Annotated in this window: 13 protein-coding genes; 8 read left to right on the top strand and 5 right to left on the bottom strand. The window is 70.3% G+C overall.

Going from position 1 to position 14041, the window contains the following annotated elements; genetic code table 11:
* The first annotated feature begins 185 nt into the window (after positions 1–185).
* The 6 genes from AB5J49_RS31970 to AB5J49_RS31945 all read left to right on the top strand — a co-directional run bounded on the left by AB5J49_RS31970 (position 186) and on the right by AB5J49_RS31945 (position 7666).
* Positions 186–863, top strand: a complete 678-nt coding sequence (locus AB5J49_RS31970) for a spermidine synthase (protein ID WP_369172332.1) — start codon at positions 186–188, stop codon at positions 861–863.
* Positions 864–995: 132 nt separating this feature from the next.
* Positions 996–1733: a response regulator transcription factor gene (locus AB5J49_RS31965; RefSeq protein WP_030956984.1), complete on the top strand. Its 738-nt coding sequence runs from the start codon at positions 996–998 to the stop codon at positions 1731–1733.
* Positions 1730–2836, top strand: a complete 1107-nt coding sequence (locus tag AB5J49_RS31960) for a sensor histidine kinase (protein ID WP_369172331.1) — start codon at positions 1730–1732, stop codon at positions 2834–2836. Before AB5J49_RS31965 ends, AB5J49_RS31960 begins: the two co-directional genes overlap by 4 nt.
* 281 nt (positions 2837–3117) lie before the next feature.
* Entirely contained in the window at positions 3118–6912 is a 3795-nt protein-coding gene (locus AB5J49_RS31955) for a multifunctional oxoglutarate decarboxylase/oxoglutarate dehydrogenase thiamine pyrophosphate-binding subunit/dihydrolipoyllysine-residue succinyltransferase subunit (RefSeq protein ID WP_369172330.1), read from the top strand.
* A gap of 177 nt (positions 6913–7089) precedes the next feature.
* Entirely contained in the window at positions 7090–7431 is a 342-nt protein-coding gene (locus AB5J49_RS31950; RefSeq protein WP_369172329.1) for a CU044_2847 family protein, read from the top strand.
* 52 nt (positions 7432–7483) lie between these two features.
* A complete protein-coding gene (locus AB5J49_RS31945) occupies positions 7484–7666 on the top strand; it encodes a DUF6104 family protein (RefSeq protein ID WP_003997970.1) in 183 nt (60 codons plus the stop codon).
* Between the two features lie 17 nt (positions 7667–7683).
* Here AB5J49_RS31945 and AB5J49_RS31940 read toward each other — a convergent pair whose 3' ends face one another.
* Positions 7684–7971: a hypothetical protein gene (locus tag AB5J49_RS31940; protein ID WP_369172328.1), complete on the bottom strand. Its 288-nt coding sequence runs from the start codon at positions 7969–7971 to the stop codon at positions 7684–7686.
* A gap of 755 nt (positions 7972–8726) precedes the next feature.
* A complete protein-coding gene (locus tag AB5J49_RS31935) occupies positions 8727–9572 on the bottom strand; it encodes a hypothetical protein (protein ID WP_369172327.1) in 846 nt (281 codons plus the stop codon).
* 170 nt (positions 9573–9742) lie between these two features.
* Between AB5J49_RS31935 and AB5J49_RS31930 the strand changes: the two genes are divergently transcribed.
* On the top strand, positions 9743–10735 hold the full coding sequence (locus AB5J49_RS31930) for a DUF4097 domain-containing protein (protein WP_369172326.1): 993 nt from the start codon (positions 9743–9745) through the stop codon (positions 10733–10735).
* A gap of 1 nt (position 10736) precedes the next feature.
* A complete protein-coding gene (locus AB5J49_RS31925; RefSeq protein ID WP_369172325.1) occupies positions 10737–11786 on the top strand; it encodes a helix-turn-helix transcriptional regulator in 1050 nt (349 codons plus the stop codon).
* A gap of 58 nt (positions 11787–11844) precedes the next feature.
* Here AB5J49_RS31925 and AB5J49_RS31920 read toward each other — a convergent pair whose 3' ends face one another.
* The 3 genes from AB5J49_RS31920 to AB5J49_RS31910 all read right to left on the bottom strand — a co-directional run bounded on the left by AB5J49_RS31920 (position 11845) and on the right by AB5J49_RS31910 (position 13695).
* Positions 11845–12414, bottom strand: coding sequence for a Clp protease N-terminal domain-containing protein (locus AB5J49_RS31920; protein ID WP_369172324.1), 570 nt, complete (start codon positions 12412–12414; stop codon positions 11845–11847).
* On the bottom strand, positions 12414–12623 hold the full coding sequence (locus tag AB5J49_RS31915; RefSeq protein ID WP_003997975.1) for an HTH domain-containing protein: 210 nt from the start codon (positions 12621–12623) through the stop codon (positions 12414–12416). Before AB5J49_RS31915 ends, AB5J49_RS31920 begins: the two co-directional genes overlap by 1 nt.
* Positions 12624–12732: 109 nt before the next feature.
* Complete coding sequence (locus AB5J49_RS31910) at positions 12733–13695, bottom strand: zinc-binding dehydrogenase (RefSeq protein ID WP_369172323.1); 963 nt, start codon at positions 13693–13695, stop codon at positions 12733–12735.
* Between the last annotated feature and the right edge of the window lie 346 nt (positions 13696–14041).

Below are 14041 nucleotides of genomic sequence, written 5' to 3'. Positions count from 1 at the left end.
ACGTCTGTGATCAGCGCCACATGGCAGCCGATTCACAGCAACCTCTCAACAAGTTTTCGCGTCTCTCAAAGTTTTCGCGGCTCAGGAACCCCGGCCCTCCGCCGGCAGCCCGCCCCGGCGGCGCGGCGGCCGGCCCCTGACGCAATTCCCTCGGCAGGACCGGCCGGACCTGCCAGGATGGCCGGATGCCCACTTCGTACGACATCCCCGAAGTCCTGGACCGTCGCGAGGGCCCGTACGGCGAGATCGTGCTGCGGCAGCACGGCGAACTGCTTCAGATCATCGCGAACGGCTGCTTTTTGATGGACACCTCCGACGGGCGTTCGGAGCGGTTACTGGTCGACGCGGCGCTCGGCGCGTTGGCCGGACGGCCGGACCCGGTGGTGCTGATCGGCGGGCTCGGCGTCGGTTTCTCGCTCGCACACGCCGCCGCCGATCCGCGCCCCGGACGGATCACCGTCGTCGAGCGAGAGCCCGCGATTATCGGCTGGCACCTCGACGGTCCGTTGTCCGGTTTCTCCGCCGGTGCCCTCGCCGATCCGCGCACCGAGATTCTGGAAACGGATCTGCTGGCGCACGTAACTGAGACTTACGACACGTATGACGCTCTGTGTCTCGACATCGACAACGGACCCGGCTGGACCGTCACCGAGGGCAACGACAGCCTGTACTCACCGGCCGGACTGGCGGCCTGCGCAGGGGCGTTGAGGCCGGGTGGGGTGCTGGCCGTATGGTCGGCCCAGCCCTCTCCGGAATTCGAAGAAACCTTGCGTAATGCCGGATTCCAACAGGTGCGTACCGAAGAGATCCCCGTTGCCCGGGGCGTTCCGGACGTCGTGCACCTCGCCGTCCGACCTGGATAGCCGTGGCACGGTGACTCCCCGTACTCTGCTGCTCTGACGCGGATCATTCAAGCGTCAATCGCAAGCATGCGCAGGCATAGCCAGATAGCGGGATCACCCCACGGATTCCGGAAAGCAACTTTGGGGCGGGCGATGGAGCAGACACACACCTCCCACAACGGCACGGCGGCGACCCCGGGCGCGCAGCGCCGGGTCCTGGTGGTCGAGGACGATCCGACCATCGTGGACGCCATCGCGGCCCGTCTGCGCGCCGAGGGTTTCCTCGTGCAGACCGCGGGCGACGGTCCGGCGGCGGTCGACACGGCCGAGGCCTGGCAGCCCGACCTGCTGATCCTGGACATCATGCTGCCGGGCTTCGACGGCCTGGAGGTATGCCGCCGGGTGCAGGCCCAGCGGCCGGTGCCGGTGATGATGCTGACCGCACGCGACGACGAGACCGACATGCTGGTCGGGCTCGGTGTCGGTGCCGACGACTACATGACCAAGCCGTTCTCGATGCGTGAGCTGGCGGCACGCGTGCATGTACTGCTGCGCCGCGTCGAGCGGGCCGCGCTGGCCGCCACGACCCCGCGCTCGGGCATCCTGCGCCTCGGCGAGCTGGAGATCGACCACGCGCAGCGGCGCGTGCGGGTGCGCAGTGAGGATGTCCACCTCACCCCGACCGAGTTCGACCTCCTGGTGTGCCTGGCGAACACCCCGCGCGCGGTGCTCTCCCGTGAGCAGCTGCTCGCCGAGGTGTGGGACTGGGCGGACGCCTCCGGCACCCGCACGGTCGACAGCCACATCAAGGCGCTGCGCCGGAAGATCGGCGCCGAGCGGATCCGCACCGTGCACGGCGTGGGCTACGCCCTGGAGACCCCGACGCCATGAGCGACGGGCCGGCCGCACGGAGAGGCCCCGGGGAGCCCTGGGGCGGCGTACGTCCGTTCTCGATCAAGACCAAGCTGGGCGCGCTGGTCATCATCGCGGTTCTGATCACCACAGGACTGTCGATGATCGCCGTGCGCACCCAGACGGAGCTGCGCTTCATCACGGTCTTCTCGATGATCGCCACACTGCTCATCACGCAGTTCGTGGCCCATTCGCTCACCGCGCCGCTGGACGAGATGAACACGGTGGCCCGGTCCATCTCGCACGGCGACTACACCCGCCGGGTGCGCGAGAACCGCCGGGACGAGCTGGGCGACCTGGCCGGGACGATCAACCTCATGGCGGACGAGCTGGAGGCCCAGGACCAGCAGCGCAAGGAGCTGGTGGCGAACGTCTCGCACGAGCTGCGCACCCCGATCGCGGGCCTGCGGGCCGTCCTGGAGAACGTGGTCGACGGCATCGCCGAGGCCGACCCCGAGACGATGCGCACGGCACTGAAGCAGACCGAGCGGCTGGGCCGGCTCGTGGAGACGTTGCTGGACCTGTCCCGCCTGGACAACGGCGTCGTACCGCTGCGCATGCGGCGCTTCGAGGTCTGGCCGTACCTGTCCGGAGTACTGAAGGAGGCCAACATGGTCGCCTCCGCGCGCGGGGGCATGGCGTCGGGCTCCGGCAGCCACACCCGTACGGACGTCCATCTGCATCTCGACGTCTCCCCGCCGGAGCTGACCGCGCACGCCGACCCCGAGCGCATCCACCAGGTCGTCGCCAACCTCATCGACAACGCGATCAAGCACAGCCCGGCGCACGGCCGCGTGACGGTCAAGGCGCGGCGCGGGGCGTACCCGGAGTCGCTGGAGCTGGAGGTCCTGGACGAGGGTCCGGGCATTCCGCGGTCGGACTGGCACCGAGTCTTCGAGCGGTTCAACCGGGGCGCCGTGATCCGGCCGCACGGGCCGGGCAGCGACGGCGGCACGGGGCTGGGGCTGGCGATCGCACGCTGGGCCGTCGATCTGCACGGCGGCCGGATCGGAGTGGCCGAATCCGAGCGGGGCTGCCGGATTCTTGTCACACTTCCCGGGCAGCCATCTGTGCCAAGTTGACGTAAAGTTCGAAGCGGAGCGACAAGATCCATGTGCGTCCTGGCTGACGGACACGTGTGATCAGGCAGAGCCCCGCGCCTGAGGCGTGCCGGGCTGCGATCGCGCCTTCCCAGCTGAAGCGGAACCACGCTTGTTTCCCGCCATTTCCAGGCACGAAACACGCTTTCCGATGTGACTTACACGACGATGACCTTGCTCAGCCTGACCTTCCCGGCCATAGGGGCGTAGCCTTTATTCCCGCTGTCCATCACCTTGTGAAGCGGAAGAGGGCGGTTGCCGCCGTGTCGCCACAGTCCCCCAGTAACTCGAGCATCTCGACCGACACCGACCAAGCGGGCAAGAACCCCGCGGCCGCGTTCGGACCGAACGAGTGGCTCGTCGACGAGATCTATCAGCAGTACCTCCAGGACCCCAATTCGGTAGACCGAGCCTGGTGGGACTTCTTCGCCGACTACAAGCCGGGGGCGCCCGCCGCCTCGGCTCCGGCGGGTACTGCGGCCGCGGGGGCCGCAGAGACCACCACCGCTCCAGCGGCCCCGGCTGCGCCTGCCGCTCCGTCGGTCCCCGCGCCGGCTCCGGCGGCCCCGAAGCCCGCGGCCGCCGCGCCTGCCGCCCCGGCTCCGGCCCCGGCCGCGGCGAAGCCCGCCGCGGCCGCTCCGGCCGCGAAGCCCGCTCAGCCGAAGAAGGCCGAGCCCGCCACCGCGGCCGCCGGCCCCGAGCTGGTGACGCTGCGCGGTCCGGCCGCCGCGGTCGCGAAGAACATGAACGCCTCGCTGGAGGTGCCCACGGCCACGTCCGTGCGCGCGGTCCCGGTGAAGCTGCTCTTCGACAACCGCATCGTCATCAACAACCACCTGAAGCGCGCCCGGGGCGGGAAGATCTCCTTCACCCACCTGATCGGGTACGCGATGGTGCAGGCCATCAAGGCCATGCCGTCGATGAACTACTCCTTCGCGGAGAAGGACGGCAAGCCGACCCTGGTCAAGCCGGAGCACATCAACTTCGGCCTCGCCATCGACCTGGTGAAGCCCAACGGCGACCGCCAGCTGGTCGTCGCGGGCATCAAGAAGGCCGAGACGCTGAACTTCTTCGAGTTCTGGCAGGCCTACGAGGACATCGTCCGTCGCGCCCGTGACGGCAAGCTGGGCATGGACGACTTCACCGGTGTCACGGTCTCGCTGACCAACCCCGGCGGCCTCGGCACCGTTCACTCCGTGCCGCGTCTGATGCCCGGCCAGTCGGTCATCATGGGCGTCGGCTCCATGGACTACCCCGCGGAGTTCCAGGGCACCTCCCAGGACACCCTGAACAAGCTCGGCATCTCCAAGGTCATGACGCTCACGTCGACGTACGACCACCGGGTCATCCAGGGCGCCGCCTCCGGCGAGTTCCTGCGGATCGTCGCGAACCTCCTCCTCGGCGAGAGCGGCTTCTACGACGACATCTTCGAGGCGCTGCGCATCCCCTACGAGCCGGTCCGCTGGCTCAAGGACATCGACGCGTCGCACGACGACGACGTCACCAAGGCCGCGCGCGTCTTCGAGCTGATCCACTCCTACCGGGTCCGCGGCCACGTCATGGCCGACACCGACCCGCTGGAGTACCGCCAGCGCAAGCACCCCGACCTGGACATCACCGAGCACGGCCTCACCCTGTGGGACCTGGAGCGCGAGTTCGCGGTCGGCGGTTTCGCGGGCAAGTCCCTGATGAAGCTGCGCGACATCCTCGGCGTGCTGCGCGACTCGTACTGCCGCACCACCGGCGTCGAGTTCATGCACATCCAGGACCCCAAGCAGCGCAAGTGGATCCAGGACCGCATCGAGCGGGCGCACACCAAGCCGGAGCGCGAGGAGCAGCTGCGCATCCTGCGCCGGCTGAACGCGGCGGAGGCCTTCGAGACCTTCCTGCAGACGAAGTACGTCGGCCAGAAGCGCTTCAGCCTGGAGGGCGGCGAGTCCGTCATCCCGCTGCTGGACGCGGTCATCGACAGCGCGGCGGAGTCCCGTCTCGACGAGGTCGTCATCGGCATGGCCCACCGCGGCCGGCTGAACGTCCTCGCGAACATCGTCGGCAAGTCGTACGCGCAGATCTTCCGCGAGTTCGAGGGCAACCTCGACCCGAAGTCGATGCACGGCTCCGGCGACGTGAAGTACCACCTGGGCGCCGAGGGCACCTTCACCGGCCTGGACGGCGAGCAGATCACGGTCTCCCTGGCCGCCAACCCCTCGCACCTGGAGGCGGTCGACCCGGTCCTGGAGGGCATCGCCCGCGCCAAGCAGGACATCATCAACAAGGGCGGCACCGACTTCACCGTCCTGCCGGTGGCGATCCACGGCGACGCGGCCTTCGCGGGCCAGGGCGTGGTGGCCGAGACCCTGAACATGTCGCAGCTGCGGGGCTACCGCACCGGCGGCACGGTCCACGTGGTCATCAACAACCAGGTCGGCTTCACGGCCGCCCCGGAGTCCTCGCGCTCGTCGATGTACGCCACCGACGTGGCCCGCATGATCGAGGCCCCGATCTTCCACGTGAACGGCGACGACCCGGAGGCCGTCGTGCGCGTCGCGCGGCTCGCCTTCGAGTTCCGCCAGGCGTTCAACAAGGACGTGGTGATCGACCTCATCTGCTACCGCCGCCGCGGTCACAACGAGTCGGACAACCCGGCCTTCACCCAGCCCCTGATGTACGACCTGATCGACAAGAAGCGCTCGGTGCGCAAGCTCTACACCGAGTCCCTGATCGGTCGCGGCGACATCACCCTGGAAGAGGCCGAGCAGGCGCTGCAGGACTACCAGGGCCAGCTGGAGAAGGTCTTCACGGAGGTCCGCGAGGCCACCTCGCAGCCCGCCGCCGTGGAGCCCTCGGACCCGCAGGCCGAGTTCCCGGTCGCCGTCAGCACCGCGGTGACCTCGGAGGTCGTCAAGCGGATCGCCGAGTCCCAGGTCAACATCCCCGACCACATCACCGTCCACCCGCGTCTGCTGCCGCAGCTGCAGCGCCGGGCGTCGATGGTCGAGGACGGCACCATCGACTGGGGCATGGGCGAGACCCTCGCGGTCGGCTCCCTCCTGCTGGAGGGCGTCCCGGTCCGCCTGGCCGGCCAGGACTCGCAGCGCGGTACGTTCGGCCAGCGTCACGCGGTCATCATCGACCGTGAGACGGGCGAGGAGTACACGCCGCTGCAGTACCTCTCCGAGGACCAGGCGCGGCTGAACGTCTACAACTCCCTGCTGTCCGAGTACGCGGCCATGGGCTTCGAGTACGGCTACTCGCTGGCCCGCCCCGACGCGCTCGTGATGTGGGAGGCCCAGTTCGGCGACTTCGTCAACGGCGCCCAGACGGTCGTGGACGAGTTCATCTCGTCGGCCGAGCAGAAGTGGGCCCAGACGTCCGGCGTCGTCCTGCTGCTGCCGCACGGCTACGAGGGCCAGGGCCCGGACCACTCCTCGGCCCGCCCGGAGCGGTTCCTGCAGTTGTGCGCGCAGAACAACATGACGGTCGCGATGCCGACGTCCCCGTCGAACTACTTCCACCTCCTGCGGTGGCAGGTGCACAACCCGCACCACAAGCCGCTGGTCGTCTTCACCCCGAAGTCGATGCTGCGCCTGAAGGCCGCGGCCGCGAAGGCGGACGAGTTCGTCAACGGGCAGTTCCAGCCGGTCATCGGTGACTCCTCGGTCGACCCGGCCGCGGTCAAGAAGGTCGTCTTCTGCGCCGGCAAGGTCTACTACGACCTCGAGGCGGAGCGGAAGAAGCGCGGCGTCACGGACACGGCGATCATCCGCATCGAGCGCCTGTACCCGCTGCCGGGTGCCGAGCTCCAGGCCGAGATCGCCAAGTACCCGAACGCCGAGAAGTACCTGTGGGCCCAGGAGGAGCCGGCGAACCAGGGTGCGTGGCCGTTCATCGCGCTCAACCTGATCGACCACCTGGACCTGGCGGTCGGCGCCGACGTCCCGCACGGCGAGCGCCTGCGCCGCATCTCGCGTCCGCACGGCTCGTCCCCGGCCGTCGGTTCCGCCAAGCGGCACCAGGCCGAGCAGGAGCAGCTGGTGCGTGAGGTGTTCGAGGCCTGAGCCTCTGCACGGGTCTGACCGACAACTGACCGACAAGGCCCGGGTTCCCGTCCGCGTGACGGGGCCCGGGCCTTGTGGCATTTACGGCCAACTCGCCCGCCGCACCAGTAGATTGACCAGGACCGACATGCTGGACCGACCCGGCCGCCGGGCCGGTTGTGACACACGGGGGCGCGAATGGCCGAGCTGCTGCGGATCGCCATGGGCGACGAGGACGGCGGGGACGGCGAGGGACACCTGGTCGTCGAAGTCGACGACGACGAGCCCGGCATGGTCCGCGCCTCCCGCGTCGGCGACCGTATGCGCGAGGCCTCCGTCTCCCTGGAGGAGGCGCTGGACCCCATCCGACGCGCAGCGGAGGCGACCCTGCGCACCTTCCAGGCCGCCCAGCCCGACACGGTGGAGCTGGAGTTCGGCGTGAAGCTCAACGCCAGCGCGGGGGCCGTGCTGACCAAGGCGGGCGTCGAGGGCCATATCGTCGTCAAGCTGGGCTGGGAGAGGAAGGATCCCGGCGCCTGAGCTGCCGCAGGCCCGGCACGCACGCGTGGCGGGCAGGACATATCCTCAGCTCATGTACTTCACCGACCGAGGCATCGAAGAACTGGAGAAGCGGCGCGGCGAGGAGGAGATCACCTTCGAGTGGCTGGCCGAGCAGCTGCGCACCTTCGTCGACCTGAACCCGGACTTCGAGGTGCCGGTGGAGCGGCTGGCGACGTGGCTGGCCCGGCTGGACGACGAGGACGACGACGTGTAGGCGGAGCCGGGCGCCGCTCAGCTGGGCTGGGGCTCGGGCTCGAAGTCCCGGTAGGGGCGATGCCGTTCGAGGATGTTGCGGCTGTGCGGGTGGTCGGCGCCGAGCACCGAAAGGTCCAGCGCCGGCCCGGCCCGCAGGCTGATCGTGAGGATGTGTGCGTCGCCGAGGACGCGGGCGGAGCGGTCGGAGGTCTCCCGGCCCAGGGCGGCTGCTGCGGCGGCGTCACCCACCTCGGCAAGTGCGGCGACCTTGTTCTTGGCGCAGCCGATGGCCCACGAGTGGGCCCGGCAGGCCGCCCGCCGCATCTGCCGCGCGGTCTGCCGGGACAGCGCCGGCGGGCCCGATGCTCGCCCATGTCCCGCATGACGGTCGCGACGTTGTCCCGCGCGCCGATCGCGTAGGGGTGGCGGTCGCCGAGCTGGGCGGCGTACTGCGTGGCGGTGGCTTCGGCCAGGTCCCTGGCCTCCTCGGCGCGCTCCAGGTCGCGCAGCAGCATCACGTAGTCGCAGGACACCATCAGCGTCTCCGGGTGCAGTGGGCCGCGACGGCGCATCAGCTTCTCCCTGGCTGTGGACGCGGGAGTTGTGGCCCTGGACGGCCGGCGTCTCCCGGTAGCTGCCGAGCAGGCACAGCATCCAGGCGGCGCGCAGCGCGGAGTTGAGGGTCAGGGCGTCGCGTCCGCCGAGTACGTCCACACGGGCCACGAAGACCTTCCGGTGCAGGGCGAAGAAGCCGCTGCCCCACAGGGGGCTGTCCTATGGCCTCGCCCCGGGCGAGCACGGCGACCGCCACGCCCTCCTTGACGGTCAGCTCCACGCCGAAGGTGATGGCGGCCTCGTGCGGCCTGGCCTATCGGGCGGCGGTCGGCACAGTGCCGCCGATGCCCTTGATCAGCTCCTGGCGGTGATCACCGTGCCGTCAGGCAGTTCGATGTCCTGGATGCGGTTCATTCCGCTCCTCCGCGGAGCTTGCCCGTCAGATCAACCGAACGTGGGCAGCGCCCACTTGAATCGGGGGATGCCGTACCGGCCGTACCGGGCCGCCGCCCCCTGCGTCGGCCTCAGTCGCGCGGGTGCGCGAGTGCGTACGCCAGCCCCAGCGCGCCCTGTGCCAGCAGCACCGCGCCCGCGGCGATCCATCCGGTGCTGCGGCGCCGCAGGCCCCAGGCCGTGACGGGCAGACCGGCCACGACCTGCGCCAGGGCGAGCCGGTGGGACTGGGGGCCGCCGGCCCAGGGCAGCCAGGGGCCGAGGCGGCTGCCCTCGACGGCGTCGAGTTCCGCGCGGAAGGCGTTGCGCCAGCCCCCCGACCACTCGATGCGCACGTGCGGGTGGTCGCGGGCGGCCTCGTGGAGGCGCTCGGCGCTGTCGCCGGGGACGAGGCCGGCGGGCAGGGACACGCCCGCGCGCGTGAGGACGGCGAGCAGGCCACGCATGCGTGCCCGCGCGTCGGCCGCGGGGTCGGGTTCCGTCAGTTCGTCGAGGGACTGCACGTCCAGCACCGGATCGAGGCCGAGCCGGCCGGCGAAGGTGTGCATGGCCTCGTCCTCGCCGGCCGGGGTGCCGTTGGCGAGCCAGACGTAGCCGACGGGGCGGCGGAAGCCGGAGGCGAGGGTGTATCCGGCGCGGTCGGCGTCCCACCACAGGGCGAGAACGGGCCAGGGGGCACCGACGGCGAGGGCGGTGGCCCAGCCGGTGAGGACGCGGTCGACCGGTTCGGCGCCCTCCAGCCAGGGCCTGCCCTCGGGGACGAGCACGCTCCACTCCCCGCCGGCCGACGCGAGCAGCATGTGCTCGCGCAGCAGCTGGGCGGCCGGGGCGACGGACTCGGGCTCCGCACGGCAGAGCAGCAGGGCGCCCGGGGCGGGACGGGCCTGGCGAGCGGCCCGGGACTCTTCCGTCGGCATGGCACACACGCTAGGCCAGTTTGTCCGCCTCGCGTGATTTGTGATCACCAGAACGAGTGCCTTGACTTACGCCGCCCACGATATATCGTGTTTCACGGAAGACGCGATATGGCGTGTCGTGTTCTGGTCCGGCCGTGCGGCCGTGTCCGGTCGCCCAGGAGGTCCGCAGCATGTCCGAGTGGTCCGTTGCAGAGCCCAGCAAGCTCACCTTCGACGAGCCGGTGAGCGAGCTCCAGGTACGCATCGTCAACGGAACGGTGAACGTCGTGGGGACGGACGAAGGTTCCGCCCGCCTGGAAGTCTCCGAGATCGAGGGCCCACCCCTGGCGGTGACCCAGCAGGGCGGCACACTGACGGTGGCGTACGAGGACCTGCCCTGGAAGGGCTTCCTCAAGTGGCTCGACCGCAAGGGCTGGCGCCGCAGCGCGGTGGTCTCCCTGGCGGTGCCGGCCGACACGCGCGTCGAGGTGGGCGTGGTCGGCGCCGGGGCGGTGGTGTCCGGGATCCACGGCCCGTCGGTCGTCAAGGGCGTCACCGGCGACACGACGCTCGTCGCCCTGTCCGGCCCGGTCCGCGCCGACACGGTCTCCGGGAACCTGGAGGCCCAGGCCGTCACCGGCGACCTCCGCTTCAACTCCGTCTCCGGTGACCTCACGGTCGTCGAGGGCTCCGGCTCCTCGGTGAAGGCCGACTCCGTCAGCGGCTCCATGATCGTCGACCTCGACCCGGACGGCCCGACCGACGTCCGGCTGACCAGCATCTCGGGGGAGATCGCCATCCGGCTGCCGGCCCCGGCGGACGCGGACGTCGAGGCCAACACCGCGAGCGGCACGATCTCCAACGCCTTCGAGGGCCTGAGGGTCCACGGCCAGTGGGGCGCCCACAAGATCACCGGCCGGCTGGGCGCCGGCACCGGCAAACTCCGGGCGACGACGGTCTCCGGCTCGATCGCCTTGCTGCGTCGCCCGCCCAAGGAGGACGAGCCGTGGGAGGCGGAGGCATGGGAGGAGCCCGAGCCCGCCACGAACACCTCGCCAACGGACTCGGCGACCGACCCGGTGAACAGCGCACAGGACGACTCGGGGGACAATTCCGTCTCCGGCCGGGGCGATGGCCCCACCGCTTCCCCGGCCGACGGCACGACCGACAAGAAGGTGCTCTGACATGCCTCCCGTCTTCGCCCATGGCCGCCTCCGCCTCTACCTGCTGAAGCTGCTGGACGAAGCCCCACGCCACGGCTACGAGGTGATCCGCCTCCTGGAGGAGCGCTTCCAGGGGCTGTACGCACCGTCGGCCGGCACCGTCTACCCCCGCCTGGCCAAGCTGGAGGCCGAGGGCCTGGTCACCCACACCACCGAGGGCGGCCGCAAGGTGTACGCCATCACGGACGCCGGCCGCGCCGAACTGGCCGACCGCAGCGGCGAGCTGGCCGACCTGGAGCTGGAGATCAGGGAGTCGGTCGCCGAACTCGCCGCCGAGATCCGGGCCGACGTACGCGGCGCGGCGGGCGACCTGCGGCGCGAGATGCGGGCAGCGGCGTCCGAGGCCCGCCAGGGGAACGGCGCCAAGGCGGAAGCACCCTTCGGCGACTTCTCGGACTACACCGACAAGGAGGCGTGGCGCGCCGCCAAGGAGGAGATGCGCCGCGCCAAGCAGGAGTGGAAGGAACAGGCCCGACGGGCCAAGGACGAGAGCCGCCGCGCCCGTGACGAGGCGCAGCGCGCCCGACGCCAGGCCAAGGAGGCACAGGACCACGCCCGGGCCCAAGCCCAGGAGGAGGTCCAGCGCATCGCCCGCCGGGTCCAGGAACACGTACAGGACCACTTCGCACGCGGTGACTGGCCGACGGGCGTACGCGAGGGCCTGACGGAACTGGCCAAGGAGTTCGGCGACTTCGGAAAGGACTACGGGAAGGGGTTCGGCCGGGACTTCGGCTTCGGCCGCCAGGACACTCCCAAGTCGGCGCAGCAGCAACCCGACTACTCCGACACCCCTCAGGACTTCCCCGCCGACTACGAACCCACCTGGGCGCACGAGCCCCCCACCGGCGACCCGGCCCGCGACCTGGACCGTCTGCTCGACCGCTTCCGCGACGACATCCGCGACGCGGCAAGGGACCACGGCGTGACACCGGACCAACTCCGCGACACCCGCCGCCACTTGTCGACGGCGGCGGCACACATCGGAGCGCTACTGCGCACACCGAAGCCCTGAGCCCCCACTCCTGGGCGGTACGGCCCCTACCAGCCGCACCGCCCAGGCCCACCCGCCCTCAGCCGGCCTCAGCCTCGGCCTCTCCTTCGCCGTACAGCACCCGCGTAAGCGCCTCGTACGTCACCCCGTGATCGGCGAGAACCTCGGCGGGCACGCCGGGACGACTGGTCAGGGCCAGCAGGATGTGCTCATCGCCGATGTGCCGATCCCGACGGGCGACGGCAATACGCAACGACCGTTCCAGCACGTCCTTGGCCTCCCGGCTGATCGAACGGCGCCCCGACCACCACCCCTTGTCCTTCCGGTCCCCGGCCATCGCCCCTACCCCGTGCACTTCCTCCACCCGGGCGACGATCTCCCCCACATCGATGCCCAACCCGGCCAGCGCATCGGTCTCGGCCTGCGACAGCCCGCCCCGCCGCTGAGCCTCCCCCAGCGCCAGCCGCACGGACTCCAGCCACTGCCCGCCCCCGAGCGCGGCGAGCGCGAACGAGGCCCGGCTCCCCTCCCGGTCGAGCAGGGCGAGCAGCAGATGCCCGGCATCGACGGTCTGCGCCCCACCCCTCTCGGCCTGCTCGACCGCACCCGTCACCACGGCACGGGCATCCTTCGTGAACCGCTCGAACATCAACGCCTCCCGTACTTCTTGTGCACGGCCTGCCTGCTGACCCCGAGTTCCGCGGCGATCTCCTGCCACGACCACCCCTGATTGCGCGCACTGCGCACCTGTACGGCTTCCAACTGCTCCAGCAACCGGCGCAGGGCGGCGACGGCCCGCAGGCCGACCCGCGGATCACGGTCACCGGCACGCTCGGCTAGATCTGTCGCTTCCGTCATAACGTCAACTTACGTTGACACGACCCGGCCGTCAACTCTAGTTGACAAAACGAACGGCGGGCCCGAGGTGGAACCTCGAACCCGCCGCGAGTTGCCGCGCTCAAAACCGTCAGTTGGTGAGCACGATCTTCCCGAACTGCTCCCCCGACTGCATCCGCTCAAAGCCCTCACGGGCCCGGTCCATGGGAAGCACCTCATCGATCACGGGGCGCACACCAGTGGCAGCACAGAAGGCCAAGAGATCCTCGAGCTCGTCCTTGGTCCCCATCGTGGACCCGACGATCTTCAGCTCCAGGAAGAAGATCCGCGTGAGCTCGGCATGCGAGGGCCGGTCACCACTGGTGGCACCGGAGATGACCAGCGTGCCGCCCGGCTTCAGCGACTTCACGGAGTGCGACCAGGTGGCGGCCCCCACCGTCTCGATCACGGCGTCGACCCGCTGCGGCAGCCGAGCCCCCGACTCCACGGCCTCCACGGCCCCCAGCTCCAGGGCCCGCTTGCGCTTGGCCTCGTCCCGACTGGTGGCGAAGACACGCAGCCCCGCGGCCTTCCCGAGCACGATGGCAGCGGTGGCGACCCCGCCCCCGGCCCCCTGCACGAGCACGGAGTCCCCGGGCCGCACCCCCGCGTTGGTGAACAGCATCCGATACGCGGTCAGCCAGGCGGTCGGCAAACAAGCCGCCTCTTCGAAGGAGAGTTCCTTCGGCTTGGGCAGGATGTTCCAGGTCGGCACGGCGACCTGCTCCGCGAACGTGCCCTGATACCGCTCGGTGAGGATGGAACGAGGCTCCTTGGGCCCCACCCCATGCCCGCTCTGTCCGATCACTGAGTGCAGGACGACCTCATTGCCGTCCTCATCGACCCCGGCGGCATCACAGCCGAGGATCATCGGCAACTTGTCCTCCGCGAGGCCGACGCCCCGCAGTGACCAGAGGTCGTGATGGTTGAGGGAGGCGGCCTTGACGTTGACGGTGCTCCAGCCGGGACGGGCCTCGGGGGCCGGACGCTCCCCCAACTCCAGTCCGGAGAGCGGCTCGTCGCGGTCGATTCGGGCGGCATAGACAGCGAACATGACCTTGACGATAGGCTCCGCCAACGGCCGACGGAACCACAGGGCCCTGTGACACACACCCTCTTGTCAATGCGCCCGGCATCATGGCTGCCCCGGGCCGGGTCGCACAACGGATCGCCGCCCCCACAGCACGACCACCGGCGCCTGAGGTGAACGCAGGAGCGCCAGGGTGAACGCACCCGCACCCGCGTACGGCGGGTGGGGGCCGTGCCGGGGGGTGTCCGCCCGCAGCGGCGGGCGTCAACGCAGGCCACCCCACCCACGTACGGCAACCGCCCGACCGAGGACGGACACCCCCCGGCACGGCCCCGACCCACCACCCACCCGCAGGCGCAACGCGAACCCC

Origin of the sequence: Streptomyces sp. R28, from assembly GCF_041052385.1 — a bacterium.
Classification (GTDB): domain Bacteria; phylum Actinomycetota; class Actinomycetes; order Streptomycetales; family Streptomycetaceae; genus Streptomyces.
The sequence above is the reverse complement of the archived record's forward strand: the minus strand, read 5'-3'. Positions and strand labels throughout refer to the sequence as shown.